The organism is Mycobacterium montefiorense (assembly GCF_025823255.1).
Lineage (GTDB): Bacteria > Actinomycetota > Actinomycetes > Mycobacteriales > Mycobacteriaceae > Mycobacterium > Mycobacterium montefiorense.
Genome location: NZ_JACKVL010000007.1, coordinates 86,602 through 108,447, shown reverse-complemented (window position 1 = coordinate 108,447; position 21,846 = coordinate 86,602). Strand labels below are relative to the sequence as shown.

General features: G+C 66.2%; 21 protein-coding genes and 1 pseudogene. 5 read left to right on the top strand and 17 right to left on the bottom strand.

The window, feature by feature from the left end; translation table 11 throughout:
• Positions 1–3: 3 nt before the first annotated feature.
• The 5 genes from H7K34_RS05160 to glyA all read right to left on the bottom strand — a co-directional run bounded on the left by H7K34_RS05160 (position 4) and on the right by glyA (position 6,318).
• Positions 4–1,464 carry an adenylate/guanylate cyclase domain-containing protein gene (locus H7K34_RS05160; protein ID WP_372510697.1) on the bottom strand — a complete coding sequence of 487 codons (1,461 nt, stop codon included), beginning with the start codon at positions 1,462–1,464 and terminating at the stop codon, positions 4–6.
• A 120-nt stretch (positions 1,465–1,584) separates the two neighbouring features.
• Positions 1,585–2,460 carry a polysaccharide deacetylase family protein gene (locus H7K34_RS05155; protein ID WP_264060724.1) on the bottom strand — a complete coding sequence of 292 codons (876 nt, stop codon included), beginning with the start codon at positions 2,458–2,460 and terminating at the stop codon, positions 1,585–1,587.
• 143 nt (positions 2,461–2,603) lie between these two features.
• Positions 2,604–3,905 (bottom strand): PhoH family protein, encoded by a 1,302-nt coding sequence (locus H7K34_RS05150; RefSeq protein WP_108924474.1) that lies wholly within the window; start codon positions 3,903–3,905, stop codon positions 2,604–2,606.
• Between the two features lie 251 nt (positions 3,906–4,156).
• On the bottom strand, positions 4,157–4,981 hold the full coding sequence (locus tag H7K34_RS05145; RefSeq protein WP_108924473.1) for an acyl-ACP desaturase: 825 nt from the start codon (positions 4,979–4,981) through the stop codon (positions 4,157–4,159).
• A 56-nt stretch (positions 4,982–5,037) separates the two neighbouring features.
• Positions 5,038–6,318, bottom strand: a complete 1,281-nt coding sequence (glyA, locus tag H7K34_RS05140) for a serine hydroxymethyltransferase (RefSeq protein WP_264060968.1) — start codon at positions 6,316–6,318, stop codon at positions 5,038–5,040.
• A gap of 115 nt (positions 6,319–6,433) precedes the next feature.
• On the opposite strand from glyA, the gene coaA reads away from it, so the two are divergent.
• Positions 6,434–7,372 carry a type I pantothenate kinase gene (gene coaA, locus H7K34_RS05135; RefSeq protein ID WP_108924471.1) on the top strand — a complete coding sequence of 313 codons (939 nt, stop codon included), beginning with the start codon at positions 6,434–6,436 and terminating at the stop codon, positions 7,370–7,372.
• 72 nt (positions 7,373–7,444) lie between these two features.
• Here the strand turns inward: coaA and H7K34_RS05130 are convergent, their stop codons facing one another.
• From H7K34_RS05130 to H7K34_RS05110, 6 genes and pseudogenes are all read right to left on the bottom strand, one after another.
• Positions 7,445–7,840 carry a hypothetical protein gene (locus tag H7K34_RS05130; protein WP_108924470.1) on the bottom strand — a complete coding sequence of 132 codons (396 nt, stop codon included), beginning with the start codon at positions 7,838–7,840 and terminating at the stop codon, positions 7,445–7,447.
• Positions 7,841–7,995: 155 nt separating this feature from the next.
• Positions 7,996–8,727, bottom strand: coding sequence for a methyltransferase (locus tag H7K34_RS05125; protein ID WP_308205434.1), 732 nt, complete (start codon positions 8,725–8,727; stop codon positions 7,996–7,998).
• Between the two features lie 56 nt (positions 8,728–8,783).
• A pseudogene (locus H7K34_RS27045) lies at positions 8,784–8,963 on the bottom strand (methyltransferase family protein); the annotation flags it as partial.
• A 143-nt stretch (positions 8,964–9,106) separates the two neighbouring features.
• Positions 9,107–10,195, bottom strand: coding sequence for an acetylserotonin O-methyltransferase (locus H7K34_RS05120; protein WP_264060721.1), 1,089 nt, complete (start codon positions 10,193–10,195; stop codon positions 9,107–9,109).
• A gap of 179 nt (positions 10,196–10,374) precedes the next feature.
• Positions 10,375–11,745, bottom strand: coding sequence for a hypothetical protein (locus H7K34_RS05115; RefSeq protein ID WP_264060720.1), 1,371 nt, complete (start codon positions 11,743–11,745; stop codon positions 10,375–10,377).
• Positions 11,746–11,794: 49 nt separating this feature from the next.
• The gene (locus H7K34_RS05110) at positions 11,795–12,583 is read right to left on the bottom strand and encodes a (2Z,6E)-farnesyl diphosphate synthase (protein WP_108924586.1); all 789 of its coding nucleotides are present in this window, start codon (positions 12,581–12,583) and stop codon (positions 11,795–11,797) included.
• A gap of 156 nt (positions 12,584–12,739) precedes the next feature.
• On the opposite strand from H7K34_RS05110, the gene trhA reads away from it, so the two are divergent.
• Positions 12,740–13,477 (top strand): PAQR family membrane homeostasis protein TrhA, encoded by a 738-nt coding sequence (gene trhA, locus H7K34_RS05105; protein ID WP_264060719.1) that lies wholly within the window; start codon positions 12,740–12,742, stop codon positions 13,475–13,477.
• Between the two features lie 7 nt (positions 13,478–13,484).
• Here trhA and H7K34_RS05100 read toward each other — a convergent pair whose 3' ends face one another.
• Genes H7K34_RS05100 through mca form a run of 3 tightly spaced genes read right to left on the bottom strand, consistent with a single transcriptional unit; the run spans position 13,485 to position 16,664 of the window.
• On the bottom strand, positions 13,485–15,506 hold the full coding sequence (locus H7K34_RS05100) for a thioredoxin domain-containing protein (protein ID WP_264060718.1): 2,022 nt from the start codon (positions 15,504–15,506) through the stop codon (positions 13,485–13,487).
• Complete coding sequence (locus H7K34_RS05095) at positions 15,493–15,795, bottom strand: hypothetical protein (RefSeq protein WP_264060717.1); 303 nt, start codon at positions 15,793–15,795, stop codon at positions 15,493–15,495. The genes H7K34_RS05100 and H7K34_RS05095 overlap by 14 nt, the downstream gene beginning before the upstream one ends.
• Positions 15,792–16,664 (bottom strand): mycothiol conjugate amidase Mca, encoded by an 873-nt coding sequence (gene mca, locus H7K34_RS05090; protein WP_108924463.1) that lies wholly within the window; start codon positions 16,662–16,664, stop codon positions 15,792–15,794. The genes H7K34_RS05095 and mca overlap by 4 nt, the downstream gene beginning before the upstream one ends.
• A gap of 121 nt (positions 16,665–16,785) precedes the next feature.
• Here mca and H7K34_RS05085 point away from each other — a divergent pair, with 121 nt between their 5' ends.
• Entirely contained in the window at positions 16,786–17,220 is a 435-nt protein-coding gene (locus H7K34_RS05085; RefSeq protein ID WP_264060716.1) for a DUF4307 domain-containing protein, read from the top strand.
• A 215-nt stretch (positions 17,221–17,435) separates the two neighbouring features.
• On the top strand, positions 17,436–17,930 hold the full coding sequence (gene greA / locus H7K34_RS05080) for a transcription elongation factor GreA (protein ID WP_108924585.1): 495 nt from the start codon (positions 17,436–17,438) through the stop codon (positions 17,928–17,930).
• Between the two features lie 12 nt (positions 17,931–17,942).
• Here the strand turns inward: greA and H7K34_RS05075 are convergent, their stop codons facing one another.
• Complete coding sequence (locus tag H7K34_RS05075) at positions 17,943–19,112, bottom strand: cystathionine gamma-synthase (protein ID WP_264060713.1); 1,170 nt, start codon at positions 19,110–19,112, stop codon at positions 17,943–17,945.
• A gap of 111 nt (positions 19,113–19,223) precedes the next feature.
• Here H7K34_RS05075 and H7K34_RS05070 point away from each other — a divergent pair, with 111 nt between their 5' ends.
• The gene (locus H7K34_RS05070; RefSeq protein ID WP_372510690.1) at positions 19,224–19,652 is read left to right on the top strand and encodes a low affinity iron permease family protein; all 429 of its coding nucleotides are present in this window, start codon (positions 19,224–19,226) and stop codon (positions 19,650–19,652) included.
• 4 nt (positions 19,653–19,656) lie between these two features.
• Here H7K34_RS05070 and H7K34_RS05065 read toward each other — a convergent pair whose 3' ends face one another.
• Together H7K34_RS05065 and H7K34_RS05060 are read right to left on the bottom strand one after the other, a co-directional pair.
• The gene (locus H7K34_RS05065) at positions 19,657–20,331 is read right to left on the bottom strand and encodes an RDD family protein (RefSeq protein ID WP_264060710.1); all 675 of its coding nucleotides are present in this window, start codon (positions 20,329–20,331) and stop codon (positions 19,657–19,659) included.
• Positions 20,332–20,431: 100 nt separating this feature from the next.
• The gene (locus H7K34_RS05060) at positions 20,432–21,826 is read right to left on the bottom strand and encodes a cystathionine beta-synthase (protein WP_108924459.1); all 1,395 of its coding nucleotides are present in this window, start codon (positions 21,824–21,826) and stop codon (positions 20,432–20,434) included.
• Positions 21,827–21,846: the final 20 nt, after the last annotated feature.

Sequence of the window (21,846 nt, the reverse complement as noted above, 5' to 3'; positions counted from 1 at the left end):
CGCCTAGGCGGGGCCCGCGGGCGCCGAGACGTGGGTGGCCTCCGATCGGCCGCGCAGCACGGTGGAATAGCACGCCGCCCAGTGATCCCGTTCGGTTTCGTCGGCTCGTTGGATGGCCGCGGCCGAGCACAGAATCCGCCGATCCGAGGTCTTCGCCAGATCCGCCAGGCGTGCGGCCTCGTTGACCGCATCACCGATTACCGTGTATTCATAGCGGTTTTCGGCACCGATGTTGCCCGCGAAAACACGGCCCGCCGAGACCCCGATACCGAAATCGACCACGGGGAGCCGGCGTAATTGGATGCCCAGCGTGCGCGCAGTGGCCAGCGCCGCCGATGCCGGCTCGCCGGTCCGCAGCGGCACCCCGAAGATCGCCAGCGCAGCGTCGCCCGCGAATTTATTGATCAGTCCGTGGTGTTCGTCGACGGCGTCGACGACGATTCGGAAGAAGTCGTTGAGCACGTCGGCAACCTCTTGGGGCGGACGACTTTCCGCGAGCTGAGTGGAGCCCACCAGATCGATGAACAGCACCGCGGCCTCGACCACATCCCCCGACAAAGATGCGCCCTCTTCGATGGCGCGCTGAGCCACGTCGGCCCCGACGTGGCGGCCGAACAGGTCGCGCAACCGGTCGCGCTCGGCAAGCCCGGTCACCATCCGATTGAATCCCGTTTGGAGACGCCCGATTTGGGATCGCTCGTAGGCGCCCACGGTGGTATCAATGTGGCCGCGTTCGACCTGAGCCATCGCGTCCACCACTTCGCCGATCGGGTCCGAAATCGACCGGGAGGTCAGGATCATCGTGGGCAGCCCGAGCAACACCGCGGCCAGCGACACCACCAGGATGGGCACGTCTAACGAGGCGGACTTCTGAATCAGCCAGCCGTATGAGCGCAGCACCACCAGCGTTGCCACGACTCCGATCGGTAGCGCGCTGACCAGAAACCACAGCATGACCAACCGTGCGAACACTCCCGGCACCGCCAATCGGGGCTCTTGCCCCCGCGTGGCGGCACCCATGATGGGCCGCAGCGTGCGTTGCGCGAGCAGCATTCCCGTGCCCGCGGCGGCCGGACCACCGAGCAGCACGCCGAGCATCATCGGCAACAGCAGCGCGGCGCCACCGCTCAGGTTGACCAACACAAAGATGCCGCCGGCCAGGCCCCAGGCCGCCAGCAGGATCCCTGTCTGGCGGCCGGCCAGCCGCATCGCGACTTCCCGTTGCGCCGTGGTGGGTTCGTCGCCGGCGGCATACCAGCGCACCGTGGGCGTGAGGCTGACCATGCCGGACACCGCGACACCGATGACCCCCAGCACCACCAGCAAGACCACGATGGCGGTGTCTTTTTCCGCGAAGACGACGCTGGTGGCGGCCGAAGTGTGACCCCGCAGCGGAATCAGGATGGCGGCAACGTCGATGACGGCGATGATGTAGGACAGGGCAAGGTCGATCGCGTATTCGATCAAGAGCCTGCGAGCCGACTTGCGCTGCGGCGGCTCGGATGTCGCGGCGCTCGACCCTCGCGCACTCCGACCTCGCAGCCCGTCCGCTTTGATCACCCTCTAAAGGTAGCCGCGCGTGCGCTAAGCACCGTTATTTGGCCCGCCCGAGTTCTGGCCTTCGATGTCTGTGATCGGGAAGTTCGGCATCGGCTTGGGCGACGGCGTATTGGGCAACGTCGGGATCTCACCGGGTGGGATGTCGTGAAGCTGGTTGGCCTGGGGCCCGTTTTCCCGACTGCCGTAGCTGCTGCCCGGGGCGCGCGGGCCCAGCAATTCGCTGACCGTCACCATCCGGTAGCCGTTGGCCCTGAGAACCGGAATGAACTGATACACCAAATCGACGGTGCTCGAGTAGGTGCTGTGCAGCAACACCACCGAGCCAGGCTTGATGTACGTCATCAGCATGTACCGGGTGGCGGCGATGTTCGAGTCATTTGCCCAATCGAAAGGGATTACATCCCAAAGGATTTCGGACAGCCCGTAACGGCCGGCGGTCTGGCGTACCTCGGGGGTGGACAGCCCGCCGGCGGGCCGATACAGCGTCGGAGTCCGCCCGGTCGCGGCGTTGATCGCATCGTTGGCCTTAGCGAACTGTGCGGCAATGTCGTCTGGTGGGATCGTCGCCATGTTGGGGTGTTCCCAGGTGTGACTGCCGATCTCCATGCCGGCATCGGCGATGCGCTTTGCTCCGGCCGGGTTGGCAGCCACCTTGTTGCCAATCAGGAAGAAGGTGGCCTTGGCGTCATTGTCTTTCAGAATTTGTAGCAGCCGCTCGTCGAACGGGCTGGGCCCATCGTCGAACGTCAGCGCGACGCATTTGACCACCGAGCAACTCAGGTTGTCGGCGCGCGTCACGTGACCGGTCAGGCCACCGATCACCAGCACCGCGCCGGCGGCCACGACACCGAACACGGTCCGCCAATAGCGCCAGGCCTGGCTGTCGGGTCGTTTCGGCACGGTAAAAGCCTACTCACCCCCGAGTGTGCGACGTGGGCGCCGAGTGTGCCCACGAGGCGGGAAAACGGCTCAAATCGCGCCGTCAGCGCACACTCAAGCCCAAAGGTGCCGACGAAAGCCGGCGGCAGGGTGGTGCGGAAGCGTCAGTTCGGGCCGGCGATTTCTTCGAGCATCTCGGTGACTAGCGCGGCAATCGGTGACCGCTCGCTGCGCAGCAGGGTGATGTGCGCGAACAGCGGATGACCCTTGAGCTTTTCTATGACGGCCGCGACGCCGTCATGGCGGCCCACCCGCAAATTGTCACGCTGGGCGATGTCGTGCGTCAGCACCACTCGCGAACCGGTGCCCAGCCTGGACAGCACGGTCAGCAGCACGTTGCGCTCCAGCGACTGCGCCTCGTCGACGATGACGAACGAGTCGTGCAGCGAACGACCGCGGATGTGGGTCAGCGGCAGCACTTCGAGCATGCCGCGGGATAGCACTTCCTCCAGCACGGCCGGGCTGGCCAACCCTTCCAGGGTGTCGAAGACCGCCTGCGCCCAGGGACCCATCTTTTCGCTCTCGCTGCCGGGCAGGTAGCCCAGTTCCTGGCCGCCGACGGCGTACAGCGGGCGGAACACCACCACTTTGCGCTGGGTCCGTCGTTCCAGCACCGCCTCCAGGCCGGCGCACAGCGCCAGCGCCGACTTACCGGTGCCGGCCTTGCCGCCCAGCGACACGATGCCCACCGACTCGTCGAGCAGCAGGTCGAGCGCGACGCGCTGCTCGGCGGAGCGACCGCGCAGTCCGAACACCTCGCGGTCACCGCGAACCAGCTGGACACGTTTGTCCGCATTGACCCGGCCCAGCGCATGAGAGGTACCGCCGAGAAGCCGAATTCCAGTGTGACACGGCAGGTCTCGAGCATCAGCCAGGTCGATCTCGCCATCGGCGAACAGCGAGTCGATGTCCTCAGCGGCGGTCTCGATCTCCTGCATCCCCGACCAACCGGAGACGACCACGTCTTGCGCGTGGTACTCGTCGGCGGCCAGACCCACCGCGGCAGCCTTGACGCGCAGCGGAATGTCCTTGCTGACCAACGTAACCCGCTTGCCTTCAGCAGCGAGGTTGGCCGCGCAACTCAGGATCCGGCAGTCGTTATTGTCATTGCGGAAACCGGCCGGCAGCACCGCTGGGTCGGTGTGGTTGAGTTCGACGTGCAGCGTACCGCCTTGCGCCCCAACGGGAATGGGCTGATCCAGGCGTCCATGTTCGAGCCGCAGATCGTCGAACAATCGCAACGCCTGTCGGGCGAACCATCCCAGCTCGTGGTGGTGGCGTTTAGCCTCGAGTTCGCTGATCACCACCAGCGGGACCACCACCTCGTGCTCGGCGAACCGACTACATGCCCAGGGGTCGGACAGCAGCACCGAAGTGTCGATCACGTAGGTCCGGAGTTCGGTCACGTAGCGCTCCTCGAGCGGGATGAGCCCGCGCGGACCCGCGCAGGCATGTCGGCGGGAACTGCGACACCAGGACCGGGGCCGGTCCTTCCGTTGTAGTGACGGGAGGTGCCGCCCTGGCAGCTGAGCATGACGCTGACCATCGAGAATGACGCTACTCCCGTCGCCGCTTAGCAGCAGCGCAGGCGCGCCGACGCCGGGGTGGTGATGGGTGGTGAAGAACGGCGAGCGCAGTGATCGCCGCGAAGGTTGGCTTAGCCGACGAACTGCCGCAGTTGGGGCTCGCCAGCGACGCCCCACTCGGTAATGCGATCGGAGATCGCCCGACGCAGTTCGGCGGGACCGAAAATCCCCGCGTCGGCGACGTTGCGCACCTTGTCCCGATACGCCTGGATGTCCGCACCGACGGCCTGGAGGTCGGCCGCTCGTTTGGCGATCGCGGCGATGGTCTCGTCGCGGGTGTAAGTCAGGCAGTGCGCGACGAGATTGGAGAAGAACAGCTCGTGGCGCGCCTCGTCGCGGGCGATCCGGTCGATGAGGCCGGCCAAGATCGGCTCTTCGAGCTGGGCGGCCAGGTTGCGGCAGAAGACGGCATGCGTGCGCTCGGTCAAAGCCATGTACACCAGGGTTTCCACCTGCGTGTAAGTGTCGGCGCGGTAGCCCTGCATCAGGTACTGGACGCGGGCTTCTTCGTTGGCGGTGGGGTCGACCTCGCGGGTCACCACCAGGTATTCGCGCAGCGCGATGGCGTGCAGATGCTCTTCGGCGGTCCAGCGGCCCAGCCAGCGGCCCCACCAGTCCTCGAGAATGAAGTGCTCGACAAGCTCGCGGTGATGAGCGGCCAAGTCGTCCTTGAGCAGCACCAGGATCTCGCAGGCGTCAGTGAATTGCCGCGGCAGCGTCATGCTGGACGAGTCCCAGTCGCGGCCGCCGAGGAAGGCGAAGTTCTCGCCGCGGTCGAACGGCACGTAGTCGTGAGCGAACCAGATGTCGTCGGTGGACAGGTGGCGGTCCATCTCCGCCTCGACGACCGGCTCGAGTTCCAGGGTCAGCGCGTTAGCGACAGGTTTCTGTGCCATGCGGTAACTGTAACCGATAGACACAGGTTTAATAAAACAGGCCGCGCCGTGTCGCGTCAGCGACCGACCAATGCCCAGTCCTCGAGTCCCTCGTACAACGGGAACTCCCGGGCAAGCCGGGTCACCCGGTCTCGCAGCGCCGTGACATCGGCCGAGGTGCCGGCCGCCAACGCGGTGGCGATGACGTCGGCCACCGCGGTGAACTCGGCGTCCCCGAAGCCGCGGGTAGCCAGCGCGGGGGTCCCGATCCGCAGACCAGACGTCACCATCGGTGGCCGCGGGTCGTTGGGTACGGCGTTGCGGTTGACCGTGATGCCGACCTCGTGCAGCAGGTCCTCGGCTGCCTGCCCGTCGAGCGGGGAGTTGCGCAGGTCGACCAGCACCAGGTGGACGTCAGTGCCGCCGCTGACCACCGACACCCCGGCCTTGGCGACATCGGCTGCCAATAGACGATCGGCGAGGATCCGGGCGCCGGACAGCGTGCGCTGCTGGCGCTCGGCGAATTCAGGGGTGCCGGCGATCTTCAGCGCGACGGCCTTGCCCGCGATCACGTGCATCAGCGGGCCGCCCTGCTGGCCGGGGAACACCGCTGAGTTGACGGCTTTGGCGTATTCCTGCTTCCCCAGGATCATCCCGGAGCGCCCGCCGCCCAGCGTCTTGTGAATGGTGGTGGAGACGATGTCCGCGTGCGGCACCGGAGAGGGGTGCAGTCCGGCTGCGACCAGGCCCGCGAAGTGGGCCATGTCCACCCACAGCTTGGCGTCGACCTCGTCGGCGATCGACCGGAACGCCGCGAAGTCGAGAATCCGCGGGTAGGCCGACCAGCCGGCGATGATCACCTTGGGGCGGAACTCGAGCGCCTGAGCGCGCACCGCGTCCATGTCCACGAGATGCGTCGTCGGGTCGACACCGTAGAAGCCGTTCTCGTAGAGCTTGCCGGAGAAGTTGAGCTTCATTCCGTGCGTCAGGTGTCCACCGTTGGCCAAGTCCAGACCCAGCAACCGCTCCCCGGGTGACATCAGGGCGTGCAGCACCGCCGCATTTGCCTGCGCACCGGAGTGCGGCTGCACGTTCGCGAAGTCGGCACCGAACAACGCCTTGGCACGGTCGCGGGCGATGTTCTCCACGACATCGACGTGCTCGCAGCCGCCGTAGTAGCGCCGGCCGGGCAATCCCTCGGCGTATTTGTTGGTCAGCACGCTGCCCTGGGCCTGCAGCACCGAGCGCGGTACGAAGTTCTCCGACGCGATCATCTCGAGGGTGTCGCGTTGCCGGCCCAGCTCTTTGCCGAGCAGCTCGGCGATATCCGGGTCGACTTCGGCGAGCGGGGCAGACATCAGGGACGTGGAAACACGGGCATCAGGTGCGGCAGTCACGGGCCCCAGTCTAACGAGCGACGGTTTAAGCCAGCCCAGCCGTCCGGCGTGCTATCGCCCCTGCCACACTTGCACTATGCCCCGGCTGAGCGAGCCGAGCCCTTATGTGGAGTTCGACCGAAAGCAGTGGCGCGCGTTGCGCATGTCGACGCCGCTGGCCCTCACTGAAGAGGAACTTGTCGGCCTGCGTGGTCTCGGCGAGCAGATCGACCTGCTAGAGGTCGAAGAGGTGTATCTGCCGCTGGCCCGGCTCATCCATCTTCAGGTCGCGGCCCGGCAGCGATTGTTCGCTGCCACTTCGGAATTCCTCGGTGAGCCGCAGCAGAACCCGGACCGGCCGGTGCCGTTCATCATCGGCGTGGCCGGCAGCGTGGCGGTCGGGAAATCGACCACCGCCCGTGTGCTGCAGGCGTTGCTGGCGCGCTGGGATCACCACCCGCGGGTCGACTTGGTGACTACCGACGGCTTCCTCTATTCGAATGCCGAGCTAGACCGACGAAACCTGATGCACCGCAAAGGCTTTCCGGAGAGCTACAACCGCCGGGCGCTGATGCGGTTCGTCACCTCGGTCAAATCGGGCTCGGACTACGCGTGTGCGCCGGTGTACTCACACCTGCGCTACGACATCATCTCCGGGGCCAAACACGTGGTTCGGCATCCAGACATCTTGATCCTGGAAGGTCTCAACGTATTGCAGACCGGTCCGACGCTGATGGTGTCGGACCTGTTCGACTTCTCGCTGTACGTGGACGCCCGGATCGAAGACATCGAACAGTGGTACGTCTCGCGGTTCCTGGCCATGCGCGGCACGGCCTTCGCCGACCCGGAATCGCACTTCCACCACTACTCGGCCCTCAACGACACCAAGGCAGTCGCCGCCGCGCGTGAGATCTGGCGGTCGATCAACCGGCCCAATCTGGTCGAGAACATTCTTCCCACCCGTCCGCGCGCGACCCTGGTACTGCGCAAGGACGCCGACCACTCCATCAACCGGTTGCGGTTGCGCAAGCTGTAAAGGCTCCCAGCAGGCCGGAGCGGGGCGACGCTCCGTGGCCGCGGAGGCGCCCCGCACCGGCGGGATGGGGAGCTAGGCGGTCTGGAGCCGACGCACTCCCAGGTATTGCAGCCACGCGAAGCCCGCGGCGTAAACGCCGGTGGCCAGCGTGGCGGCCACCCCGGCCGCGGACATGGGGACTGCTTCGACGGCCACCAGGGCGCCCAGAGTCAACACGATGTTTGCGACGATGACACCGACACCAACGCCGCGCAGGTCCGCCAACCCCGTCAGGCTGTACACCACCAGGCCGTAGACCACGAACAGAGCGCCCAGGGCGTATTCCAGATCGGAGTTCAGGTCGGCGATGACGGCGATGGCCAGACCGAACAGCCCGGTCAAAGTGCCGTCTGCACGCATCGCGAAACGCAACAACGATTCGGTCGAGTCGTACATGTGTCTATTCGGTATGCCAGTGACAACGGACATTTGATTACTCCTCGCGATGGCGTTTTGTGTCGAACTGGTTTGAGCGTGCCGCCGGAGCACTGCCATATCGACTCGTGGCACTGCCAACTCCTGCCACGGAAGAAATGACGAGGGATCGCATCGAGGTATTCCCAAAATCGGCGGCGAATGGGGATTTAGACGGCGACGGCTTCGACGACGCTGTACGCCGATGCCGTTGGCACCACCCGTGTCATGCGGAACCCGGCACGATTCAACATTTCGGCATATCCGGCGGCGGTGCGCTCGCGTGCGTCGAATTCGACGAGCACTTCCAGGTCGAGCCAGTTGCCCATAAAGTCGCGATCGTGGCCGGGCAGCACCATTTCGACGAGCAGCACATGCTTACCGGCCCCGGCCGCCTTACGAACATTGCGCAGGATTTGCAGCGCCTCGTCGTCGGGCCAGTCGTGCACGATGTGTTTGAGGACGTAGGCGTCGCCGCCCTCGGTGATCGTCTCGAAGAATGACCCCTCGGCCACCCGGACCCGGTCGGCCACCCGATGCTGCTTGAGTAGCGGTGCCGCGTCCGCGACGACGTGCGGCTGGTCGAACAGAATCCCCCGAGCCTGCGGGGTGGCATTCAAGATCGCGGCCAACAACCGCCCGTGCCCACCGGCGACGTCCACGATCGTCGAATAGCGGCTGAAGTCGTAGCCCGCGACAACCGGCGCGATCGCGAGTTCGGACGCACTGGTCATGGCGTCGTTGAAAACTTCGTCGAGTTTCTTTTCCCCGGCCAGATAATCGAAGATCGGTTTGCCGCGCATCTCTTGAACGACTGCCCGGCGGGTGCGGATAGCAGTCGTGAGGTGGCTCCAGTGCTCCCGATGCTCGGGGGCGCCGAGAAACCGGACGAAGCCTCGCATCGACACCTCGTTGTCGCTGCGTAGCGTTTCCGCGAGCGGGTTGAGGGCATGCGCCCGTCGCGCAGCTGACGGAAGACGCCACGGCCGATCAACGCCCGCAGCAGGCGGGCGAGGCTGTCGGCATCGGCGTCGACCGCGTCGGCCAACTCGTCGGCCGACAACGGTCCGTTCGCCAGCGCGTCGGCGATACGCAGATCTGCCACGGCGGTAATCGCTTGCGCCGCCCACGCACTCATGACCAATTCCACCATCGCCGCCGGCGGCGGGACCATGCGTTGGTGTAGCCGACCGAGATGATGCCGAGCGATGCCGACGATCTGCATAACCTCGGTCTGTGGGAATTTAATCGAAAACATAGGTACTCCTTGATGATTCAGTGTTAGACAGCGACTGCTTGGACAATGCTGATCGGTGAGGCCGTTTGGACCACCCGCGTCAGCCGGAAGCCCGCACGGCTCAAGAGCCGGCCGTATTGGGAGGCGGTACGCTCGCGGGCCCCGGCCCCGATGTGCATTTCCAAGTCCATCCAGTGGCCGGGGAATTCGCGGTCGTGCCGTGGAATGACGAATTCGACGATCAGGACATGCTTTCCGACCCCGGCGGCCTTCCGGATGTTGCCGAGAATCTGTACGGCTTCGTCGTCGGGCCAGTCGTGGATGATGTGCTTGAGCAGGTAGGCGTCGCCACCGTCGGCGACAGACTCGAAAAAGGAACCATCGACCAGCTTCACCCGGTCAGCGACCCGATACTGCTTGAGTAGCGGTGCTGCGTCCGCGACGACGTGCGGCTGGTCGAACAGAATCCCCCGGGCGTGTGGCGTGGCGTTCAAGATCGCGGCCAACAACCGACCGTGCCCACCGGCGACGTCGACGATCGTCGAATAGCGGCTGAAGTCGTAGGCCGCGACGATCGGGGGAATTTCGAGTTCGGAGAGGTCAGTCATCGCGTTGTTGAAGATCTCGTCGAGTTCGGGTTGCTCGGCGAAATACTCGAAAATGCATTTGCCGCGTATCTCGGGGACAACGGCCCGGCCGGTGCGGATCGAGTCGGTCATGTGGCTCCAGTGCTCCCGCTCCTGCGGTGAGCCCACGAACCGGGCGAACGCGCGCAGCGAGGCATCGCTGTCGCTGCGCAGTGTGTCCGCCAGTGGGGTGAGGCCATAGCGCCCGTCCCGGCGCAGCCGAAAAATGCCTCGCGATATCAGCGCCCTCATCAGACGGACGATCGTGTCGGCGTCCGCATCGACCGCTTCGGCCAACTCGTCAGCGTTCATCGGCTGCTTGGCCAGCACGTCGGCGATGCCGAGGTCGGCTGCCGCGGTAATCGCTTGCGCGGACCAGGCATTCGTGATCATTTCCAGCATCGCGGCAGGCGGTGGAACCATGCGTTGGTGCAGCCGACCGACGCGGTGCCGGACGATCTCGGCAATCCGCGCAAATTGGGCGGGCGGAAGGGTCGGCGAAAACATCAGTCCCCCTGGCAGACTCGGGATGGCACGTGCCGGCCGGCCGGCCGCACCTAACGCATTCGTTGCCAGTCCACCCGAAGATGGGCCGCGGGGCCATTACAACCGGCGTTGTCAGCCGAATAACGCTGATGGCTGTACAGATAAGGCTCGGGCGCAAGCGCGCCCGCGGCGGCGTCGAGCTACTCGGTAGGGACGGCGACGCGCCCGCGAAGATCGGCGGCGATCAGCCGGGCCGCGGCATTTTGCCAGTTGTGCAGCGAGCGCTGTGGGACCTCCGTCACAAACCACTGCCACGCCTGCCGAGCGGTCGGATCCAGACCCGAGGCGGTGGCGTTCTGCGCGTAAGCGCGCACCCCGACGACGTAGGGGAAATACAGCGAGTTGTAGTACCGCCATTCTTCGGTGGTGCCGAAGTCGCCACCTTCGCGGGGCTTCAGCCGCGAAATGCCGTCGGCGAGCAGGGCCTTGAGTTCGTTGGCCCGTTCGACCGGATGGTCGGGTGCGCCGCGGGCGGTCAGCCGCTCGTCGATCACCGGCAACGCCGTCAACGGGCTCGCGACCAGCTTGCTCAGGTCGCCGTAGTGGCCTAGCGCACGGCGGGTGAGCCTGACGAAGGTGACGTCGTCGACGTCGCCGAGCGGGTGCTCCTGCCGCAGCGGCAGGGCCGCCCCGGTATGCCGCAGCACGGCCCGATCCGCCCGCAGCGCAGGCGATTTCCAGAACGCCAGCCGGTCGAGGACACCGGCCAGCGGATCCGCGAGCACCTGCACGGTGATCGCGATCGCCAGGCTGGTGAACAGCAGCACGGTCAGCGCGGTCTGCGCGGCGGGGTCGTCGCGGGTCATCTCCAACCCGATCAGCGCCTGGCCGCCGAAGAGCACCGCCACCGCCACCGAACCGGCGAACGAGCGCAGCATGTGGTTGCGCAGCGCCTGGCCCTCATCAAATGCGTCCCACAGCGCGACGGCAAGCCCGAGCGCGAGGACGTCGCAACTCGTCGACGCCAGCGCAACCCAGCTGGGCACCAGGCCCAGCGGAATGATCAGGATCGCATTGGCCAATGCAAAGAACAGGGTCGCGGTAATGGCGAGTCCCACGGCCGGCCTCGGCCGCCGCGGGCGGCGCAACGCGACCGCCATCGCGCCGAGGGTCGATATCGAGATCACTGCGAACATCACCCAGTGACCTGGCCGCAGCGGCCCCTCCACACTGCCGGCCATCATCGCCCCGAACAGGGTCAGCACGGCAACCCCGGCCACCAGCAACAACTCGCGGGTGCGCGTCCGCCCGCCGTCGCTGGGCCGGGACAGCTCGACGAGCACCGCGAACCACGCCACGCCGGGGATGGCCGTCAGGTAGATCTCGACTCGGCTCAGCAGCTGGGCATCCGCGGGATTGGCGGTCCGAACCGCATCCAGCCCCACCACGAGCGCGAAGCCGCACAGTCCAATCGCCGCGAGCGCGAGGACGGGTTTACGCGGATCACGGGCCGCCAGATACAGGCCCAGCCAGGCACTCAGCGTGAACACCACCGCCGACAGTGCAGCCATCTACCCAGTGTGGCACGCGGGTGACCTGCCGCTTGAGCGCCTTGGCCGACTACTTGCCGTGCCGGCGATCCCGCCGCGTGTAGTCGCGCAAGGCGCGCAGAAAGTCGACGCGGCGAAACGCCGGCCAGTGCGTTTCGCAGAACCACATCTCCGAATAGGCGCTCTGCCACAGCAGAAACCCGGACAGCCGTTGCTCGCCCGACGTGCGGATCACCAGGTCGGGGTCGGGCTGCCCCGAGGTGTAGAGGTTCTCGGAAATGGCGTCGACGGTCACCGCGTCGACCAGTTCCTCGGCGGTGGCGCCATTGGCGAGCTCCTTGCTCAACAGCGCACGCACCGCGCCGGCGATCTCCTGCCGGCCGCCATAACCGACCGCCACATTGACATGAAACGGCGCGACGCTGGGCGTGGACTCGACCGCGCCCCGCAACCGGCGGGCCGGCTCGTCGCCCAGCAGTTCCAGATCGCCCACCGTGCGCACGCTCCAGCGGTTGGCCGGTGCACAGATCTCCTCGACGACGTCGGTGATGACTTCGATCAGCCCGGCAAGCTCGTCGGGATCGCGTTGCAGGTTTTCGGTGGACAGAAGATAGACCGTGGTCATTTCGACGCCGGCTTCCTGGCACCAGCGCAGCATCTCGGCAATCTTGGCCGCGCCCATCCGATAGCCGTAACTGACGTCGTCGTATCCCGCGTCGCGGGCCCACCGCCGATTCCCATCGCAGAGCACCGCGATATGCCGCGGAAGCTGGGACTTCGAGGCAACCAGGCCTTGCCTCAGCCGAAGCTCGTAGACGCGATACAGCGGGTCCTTGAGCCGCGGCGGGATAATCTCCACGAAGCTCCACACTACTGTGGGCGGCAAGGAATTCTCGGGCGGATTTTCGCCGAGGTCGCTGCCGCTGAAAGGACACTCCCCGGCCGGTGCCGACTAGTGTCTATCCATGTCAGGCACACCCACCTTGACCGTCACCCGAACAAGGCAACAGGAGACATGAGCGGCTCGACGACCACGGCCACCGACCCGGAACCCGAATCGCAGGGGGTCGCGGCCAACGCCGCACAGCACCTTGTCGATGGTGTGGCCCGAGTACTGACCAAGCCGCGATTCCGCGGCTGGATTCACGTCTATTCCGCCGCCACCGCCGTCTTCGCGGGCGCCTCGCTGGTCGCGGTGTCGTGGGCGGTGGGATCCACCCGCGCCGGACTGGCCACGCTGCTGTACACCTTCGCCACTATCATCATGTTCACCGTCAGCGCCACCTATCACCGCGTCCGCTGGCAGTCGGCCACCGCTCAGAAATGGATGAGGCGGGCCGACCACTCGATGATCTTCGTGTTCATCGCCGGCAGCTACACCCCGTTCGCGCTTTTGGCACTGCCGGGTCGCGACGGGCACGTGGTGTTGTGGATCGTGTGGGGCGGCGCGTCGGCTGGAATCCTGCTGAAGATGTTGTGGCCGTCGGCGCCGCGGTGGGTGGGCGTGCCGCTGTACATCCTGCTGGGCTGGGTAGCGGTCTGGTACACCGGCGAGATCCTGCACAACGCCGGCGTGGCCGCGATGGTGCTGCTGTTCGTCGGCGGTGCGCTGTACAGCATCGGCGGCATTCTCTACGCGCTGCGCTGGCCCGACCCCTGGCCGTCGACGTTCGGCTATCACGAGTTCTTCCACGCCTGCACCGCGATAGCGGCGATCTGCCACTACATCGCGATGTGGTTCGTCGTCTTCTGAATCGGCGCTACCGCGCGGGGACGCCCAGGGCGGCGGCCAGGTCGGCCGACCGCGTCACGGGCAGGTCGCACAGGCGTCCGCGGCACACGTAGGCGGCGTCGGCACTGTGCACTCGGTCCCGGCCGACCAGCAGCGCCGACGAGTCCATCTTGCCGCCCATCACGATCGCTCCACCCGGCGCGAACCGGCGAGCATCGAGCAGCAGCGGTGAGCGCGGCGAGCTGCAGGCGACCGCGACCTGCAGCGGCCCGCGGATCGCGGTTTCGGCCACGCCCAGCCAATGCCCGGCCGACCGTGGGGCCCGCGCCAGCAATGCCGAATGCGCGGTCAGGGCCTCGGTCGCCGCTTGCAGATACCGCGGCGCGTTGCGGCTGTCGACCAGATGCGCCGCGGTCAGCAGCGCTTCGGTGATCGTCGACGCGCCCGACGGGGTAGCTCCGTCCAGCGGGTCTGACGGCCGGAGCATCAGCTGTTCGGCATCGTCGGCGGTGTCATACCAGCGCCCGGGTTGGCGCGGATCGGCGAAATGCGCGCACGCGGTGTCGAGCAGCCCGCACGCCGCAGTCAGCCAGACGTCTTCGGCGTCGAGTTGATAGAGCGCCAGCAGTCCGGTGGCCAGCATCGCGTGGTCCTCCAGGATGGCGGCGCTGTCGCCGACCACTCTGCCGAGGCTGGCCCGGCGCAGTCGGCCGTCGACGACATGAGTGTCCAGCAGCGCCGTCGCGCAGCGTCGCGCAGCGCGGACCAACTCGGGTTCTTCGAGGGCCACGCTGGCCTCCGCCAGCGCGGTGATCGCCAGCCCGTTCCACGACGTGACGACCAAGGCGGCGCGTCCCGGCTGGGTCCGGGTGTGCCGGGCGGCCAGCAGCGCGGTCCGCACCCGTTCGGACCGTTGCGGGTCGTCGGGATCGCGGGGCAACTGCAGCACCGACGTCCCGTGTTCGAAGGTGCCGGATTGCGTGACCACGAAAACCTCAGCGGCCCAAGGACCGTCGTCGGGGCCGAGCACGTCGGTCAACTGTTGCGGCGTCCAGACGTAGGTCGAACCCTCGCGGCCGTCGGCGTCGGCGTCGGCGTCCAGCGACGAGATGAACATGTCGCCGTCGGTCAGCTCGTCGAGCAGAAATTGCGCGGTCTGCGCGGTGACGCGGCGGGCCAACGGGTCGCCGGTGCGCCGGGCCCAGTGCGCGTAGGCGCGCAGCAGCAGCGCGTTGTCGTACAACATCTTCTCGAAATGCGGTACTACCCAAGCGTTGTCGACGCTGTAGCGGGCGAAACCGCCGGCGAGCTGGTCGTAGATGCCGCCGCGGGCCATCGCGTTGCCGGCGCGTTCGACGGCCTCTAGCGCTGCCGGCGATCCGGTGCGCTCGTAGCTGCGCAGCAGCGCTTCAAGAATCGCCGACGGCGGGAATTTGGGCGCACCGCCGAACCCGCCACGCACCGTGTCTTGGTCGGCCAGCACTGCGGCGACCGCCTGATCGCACAGCTCCGGCCCGATGGCAGGGCCGCCACCCGGCAGTCCGGACGACATCTTGCGCAACTCGCCGGCGATATCGTCCGACGCCTCCTCGACCTCGCCCCGGCGCTGCTGCCATGTCTCGGTGACGGCCGAAAGAAGTTGCAGAAAACCGACTTTCGGATAGTAAGTGCCGCAGAAGAAGGGCCTGCCGTCGGGCGTCAGGAAACATGTCATCGGCCAGCCGCCTTGCCCGGTGAGCGCAACGGTGGCGTTCATGTAGACCGCGTCGATGTCCGGCCGTTCCTCGCGGTCGACCTTGACGCAGACGAATCCCGCGTTCATCGCGGCGGCCACCTCATCGTCGGCGAACGATTCGTGGGCCATCACGTGACACCAGTGGCAGGCGGCATAACCGATCGAAAGCAGGATCGGCACATCGCGCGCCGCCGCGTCGGCCATGGCCTGCGCCGTCCACTGCTGCCAGTGCACCGGGTTGTCTGCGTGTTGACGCAAATAGGGGCTGGTCGCCAGCCCGAGGGTGTTGACCGAAGACGACTCAGCCGGGCTCATCGCCGGGTCCTGACGGCCGGGTGGATCCGTTCGTGGGCCCGGGTGCTTCGTCAGGGGGTGATCCGACCGCATCGGTGCCCTCATCGGCGGCCTGATCGGGCTCGGGGTGCGTGGGATCGAACGAATCGGGCACCTTCTTCAGTTGCCGATTCATCGAGCGCAGCAGGAACAAGGTGGCGATCAACAAGAGCACGACGACCAGCAGCCCGATCGGGCTGGCCTTGCCGAAATCGGGCCCGGTGTGCTGCGGTGCGCCGTCAGCGATCAGCGTGAGTAAAAGGTGGCTCACGCGTGGTTCTCGATTCCGGCGAATAGGTCGTCCTCGGGCAGCGGGGCGGGGACGCGCGAGCGAGCCAACTCGAATTCCTCGGTCGGCCATAGTCGCTGCTGCCAGGCGATCGGGGCGGCGAAGAACTCGGCTTTCGGGTCGATCTGCGTGGCGTGTGCGCGCAGCGCATCGTCGCGCTGGCTGAAATATTCCGAGCACTCCACCCGCGTCGTCACCCGGGACTCGAAAGGATCGTGCTCGGGTTGCCAGTGCTTCAGCCACTTGCCGAACGGGCCCTCTTCGCCATTTTTGGCGAATTCGTCTTGTAACAACTGCATCCGCTGACGCAGGAAGCCATGGACGTAGTACAGCTTGGACACCGTCCAAGGTTCACCAGCATCCGGGAAACGGGCATGGTCGCCCGCCGCCTCGTAGGCACCGACCGAAACCTGATGGCAGGCAATGTGATCCGGATGCGGGTAGCCGCCGTTCTCGTCGTAGGTAGTGATCACGTGCGGCCGGAACTCGCGGACCACGCGGACCAGCGCCTCGACGGACTTCTCCAACGGCACCAGCGCGAAGCAGCCGTCGGGCAGCGGCGGTGGCGGATCACCCTTGGGCAGACCAGAATCGACGAAACCGAGCCAGGTGTGCTCGACGCCGAGAATTTCGGCGGCTTTCGCCATCTCGTCACGACGAATTTCGGTGATGTGCTCTTGCACGTCGGGCAGATCCATCGCCGGGTTGAGGATGTCGCCGCGCTCACCGCCGGTCAGTGTCACGACCAGCACGCGGTGACCCTTGTCGGCATACCGGGCAAGCGTGGCCGCGCCCTTGCTGGACTCGTCGTCGGGGTGGGCGTGCACCGCCATCAGCCGCAGTTCGCTCACGTGTCCCCTTGTCGGTCCGCCGGTCTCCCTTCGAAGCCTATAAGGACCATATAATTCCAGTTCTCCCATGTTGCATGCTGTCGGCCCCCGCCGGCAGCCACACTCCACACGTGAAACTCCCATGACCGAAACTTCCATTCCGCGTCCCGAGTCCCGCTACGGGCGTTCGCGACTGTCTGCGGCCTCGCGACGCCGGGTGGCCATCGCGCTGGGTGTGCTGGCCCTGATTGCGGGCATCGGCGTCGCGTTCGTCGGCTACCAAAGGCTGGCCACCAGCGACGTTTCGGGTTCGCTGGGCGGCTACCAGGTGATCGACGCCGAAACGGCCTCGGTCACGATCAGCGTGACGCGATCCGATCCGTCCCGGCCGGTGGACTGCATCGTGCGCGTCCGCGCGAAGGACGGCAGCGAGACGGGCCGACGAGAGGTCAAAGTCCCGCCCTCCACGCAGGCAACGGTGCAGGTCACGACCATCGTGAAGTCTTCGCAGCCGCCGGCGATGGCGGACATTTACGGATGCGGCACCGACGTGCCCAGCTACCTGCGCGCAGCCTGATCGGTCACAAAAGCGAACCTCAAATGATGTCATCGGCTGTTTCCTCGGTGGTAATATGGATGAATGCACGGTTCCGGCTGGGACCGTGTATTGCTGCATTAGCGGCCATCAGCCCAACAAAATGGCAGCAAGGGGTGGAAACCTAGACACTCCCCTTAATGGAGTGCAGAAACTTACGCGGCTACGCGAAACGACAGGACGAGGAGCACGACGAGATGACGGACACTCAGGTGACCTGGCTGACCCAGGAGTCACATGACCGACTGAAGACGGAGCTCGATCAGCTGATCGCGAATCGTCCCGTCATCGCCGCGGAAATCAACGACCGCCGCGAAGAGGGCGACCTTCGCGAGAACGGCGGCTACCACGCCGCCCGCGACGAGCAGGGCCAGCAAGAGGCCCGCATCCGCCAGCTGCAGGACCTGCTCAACAGCGCGAAGGTCGGCGAGGCGCCCAAGCAGTCCGGCGTCGCGCTGCCCGGTTCGGTGGTGAAGGTCTACTACAACGGTGACAAGTCGGACACCGAGACGTTCCTGATCGCCACCCGCCAGGAGGGCGTCAACGAAGGCAAGCTCGAAGTGTTCTCGCCGCTCTCACCGCTGGGCGGGGCGCTGATCGACGCCAAGGTCGGTGAGACCCGCAGCTACACCGTGCCCAACGGCAACACCGTCGAGGTCACGCTGATCAGCGCGGAGCCGTATCACTCCTAGTTCGACCGCGAACTAGCCCAGCGCTTGTTCGAGATCGGCCAGCAGGTCGATAACATCCTCGATGCCCACCGAAAGCCGCACCAGGTCGTCGGGTACTTCCAGTTGCGAACCGGCCGTCGACGCGTGGGTCATCGCGCTGGGGTGCTCGATCAGCGACTCGACCCCGCCCAGCGATTCGGCCAGGATGAAAACCTTCGTGCCGGCACACAGCTTTTCGGCGGCCGCGCGGCCGCCGCGCATCCGCACCGACACCATGCCACCGAAGCCCGTCATCTGCTGTGCGGCGACATGGTGCCCGGGATGGGTGGGCAGACCCGGATACAGCACCGTACTCACCGATGGCTGCCCGGCGAGGAATTCCGCTACGGCCAAAGCGTTTTCGCTATGCCGCTGCATCCGCAGCACTAACGTTTTCAGGCCGCGCATCGTCAGGTAGGCGTCGAACGGGCCCGGCACCGCGCCGGCGCCGTTCTGCAGAAAAGCGAAGGCATCGTCGAGTGCATTGTCGTTGGTGACCAACGCGCCGCCCACCACGTCGGAGTGGCCACCGATGTACTTGGTGGTCGAATGCAGCACGACGTCGGCTCCCAGCGCCAACGGCTGCTGCAGCGCGGGCGAGGCAAAGGTGTTGTCCACCAACACTTTCACCGGGTTGTTCGCGGCCGCCAATTCGGCAATGGCCGCAATATCGGCGATGGACAGCAGCGGATTGGTCGGTGTTTCCACCCAAATCAGCCGGGTCTGTGGCGTGATCGCGGCCCGAACCGCGTCGACGTCGGACAACGCCACCGGCGTATACCCGACGTCCCACTGGCTGAAGACCTTGTCGATCAAGCGAAATGTGCCGCCGTAGGCGTCATTTGGGATGACCAGATGGTCGCCGGGACGCAACATCGCCCGCAGGGCACAGTCGGTTGCGGCCATGCCGGAACTGAACGCTCGCCCGAATGCGCCGCCTTCGACGGCCGCCAGCGAGGCCTCCAGCGCGGCCCGGGTCGGGTTGCCGGTGCGCGCATATTCGAACCCACCGCGCAGCCCACCGACACCGTCTTGGGCGAACGTGCTGCTGGCATAGATCGGCGCGTTCACTGCGCCGGTAGCCGGATCCGGGTGATAGCCGGCGTGGATGGCCTTGGTGGCCAGTCCTTTAATTCCGTCGTGTCCGTTACGGTTCTCGCTCATCAAGGATCAGCCTAGTGAGCGACGCACGATCACGTCGCCTGCGGTTATGAGAATCACCGGCCGGGTAGTCGTCGGTAACTGGACTGCACCAACCGCTCAGAGAGAACCACCATGACCGATGACAGCCGCCCGGCGGCCAATCCGTCATCCGAGGACATGCCGTCAGGCGACGACTCGGAGCTGACCCTGTTCGATCGCTTCGCAACTTCCACCAGCGCGTGGGTTTCCAAGCCATGGTTTTTCGCGATCTGCGTGCTTCTTGTCGTCGTGTGGATACCCACCGTCTGGGCGCTTCCGACGGTGGATACCTGGCAACTGGTGATCAACACCGTCACCACCATCATCACGTTTCTGCTGGTGGCATTGCTGCAGAACACCCAGTCACGTAGCGATCGCGCACTGCAGCACAAGCTCAACGCAATCGCCGATGCCCTATGGGATCTGATGGGCGAATTAGGTGACGAGCACCCTCGGCTGCGACGTCACCGCGACGAGCTGGCCGACGCAGTCGGCCTGGAACAGCGGATGGGTTCAGCCTGACCCGTCAGATCGGCAGGACCACCGTTGTCATGATCTTGTCGGCGAGGGTCTGCCGTTTGGCGTCCCATAACGGAAACAGGAAACCGATGAGGCAAATGACCGCGTCGACGAAGTGGGCGAGGTCGCGCACGACGGACAATCCGAAACCGATCGGCTGCCCGGTGGTCTCGCTGACCACCTTGATCTTCATCACCGTCTTGCCGAGGCTCGAGCCGGTGGTGCCCTGGCGGTAGCCACGGTTCCAGATCCAGTAGGCCAAGCCCACCAGCGTCGCGAGCCATTGCAGCAACTGGCCGATCATCGAGGGCTGGCTGGCGCAGTACTGGCTGACGTCGTACTGCGTGATATCGGTGACGCAGGACGACGTCTGGGTGGTGTACATGATCCCGGTGCCGATGCCCTGCACGATCGCGTAGGGCAGGTAATCGATGATCAGCGCGATTACCCGGGTGAGCCACGGCGTGTAGGAGTCTGTCGGCAGCGCTCGGACCGCCGGTCCGGGCGGCGGCGGCGCGTAGCCACCGGCAGCCGGCGGAGGTGGGGGGTAACCGCCGCCGGGCGGCGGTGGTGGAGGGTACGAGGCGCCCGGCGCGGAAGGAGTGGGTTCATGCCCGCCGGAGGGCGGTTCGTAGCCACCAGGTGGTTCGGGCGGCGAGGAGGGCGGCGGTTGATCGGTCATGGTGCAACCTTCCACTGCGGATTAGCTGAACTAGCCGCATTACCCTACCTGAGAGCCGCCCCTGAGCGGAGGCTCCGCGCGAGGTCTGCGGCCGGCGCCGCTAACGCCGTCGCGGTCCGTCCGACAGAAAGCCCAACAGGTCGTATCGGGTGATGACCCCGACAGGTTTGCCTTCCTCGACGACCATCAACGCGTCCCAGTCACGCAGCGCCTGCCCGGCGGCGCTGACCACCTCGCCGGCACCAATGATCGGTAACGGCGGGCTCATGTGCACGGAGACGGCGTCGGCCAATTTGGCGCGGCCCTCGAAGACGGCCGACAGCAGTTCGCGCTCGGAGACACTGCCGGCGACCTCACCGGCCATCACCGGCGGCTCGGCGCCGACGACGGGCATCTGGGACACCCCGTACTCGCGCAGGATGCCGATGGCGTCGCGCACCGTCTCCGAGGGGTGGGTGTGCACCAGATCGGGCAGCGCACCCGATTTACCGCGCAGCACATCACCGACCGTGGGCTGCTCGGTTGAGCCGTCCAGCCGGGTCCGCAGGAAGCCGTACGACGACATCCACGAGTCGTTGAAGATCTTCGACATGTAGCCGCGGCCGCCGTCGGGGAGCAACACGACAACCAGCGCGTCGGGCCCGGCTTCCTCGGCCACCTTCGCGGCGGCCACCACGGCCATGCCGCACGAACCGCCGACCAGCATGGCTTCTTCACGAGCCAGCCGCCGGGTCATGTCGAACGAGTCGGAGTCGGACACCGCGATGATCTGGTCGGGCACCGCGGGGTCATAGGCCGCCGGCCAGAAGTCCTCACCGACGCCCTCGACCAGATACGGCCGGCCGGTGCCGCCCGAATACACCGACCCTTCGGGGTCCGCGCCGATGACGCGCACCGCGCCGCCCGACACCTCCTTGAGGTAGCGGCCTGCGCCGGTGATCGTCCCGCCGGTGCCGATGCCGGCCACGAAGTGGGTGACCTTGCCGTCGGTGTCGGCCCAGATCTCGGGCCCGGTGGTCTCGTAGTGGCTGGCGGGACCCTGGGGGTTGGCGTATTGATCGGGCTTCCAGGCGCCCTCGATCTCGGCGACCAGCCGGTCGGAGACGCTGTAGTAGCTCTCCGGGTGCTCCGGCGGCACCGCCGTCGGGCACACCACCACCTCCGCGCCGTATGCGATCAGCACGTTGCGCTTGTCCTCGCTGACCTTGTCCGGGCAGACAAACACACACTTGTAGCCGCGGTGCTGGGCAACCAGAGCCAGACCGACGCCGGTGTTGCCCGACGTGGGTTCGACAATGGTGCCGCCCGGCTTGAGCAGCCCGCTGGCCTCGGCGGCGTCGATCATCTTCACCGCGATGCGGTCCTTGGAGCTGCCGCCCGGGTTGAGGTATTCGACCTTTGCCGCAACAGTGCCAGCGCCGGCGCGGATGACGGAGTTCAGGCGAACCAGCGGCGTGCCGCCGATGATGTCACTGATGTGCTGCGCAATTCGCATGCGTCCATCGTCTCAGGCCA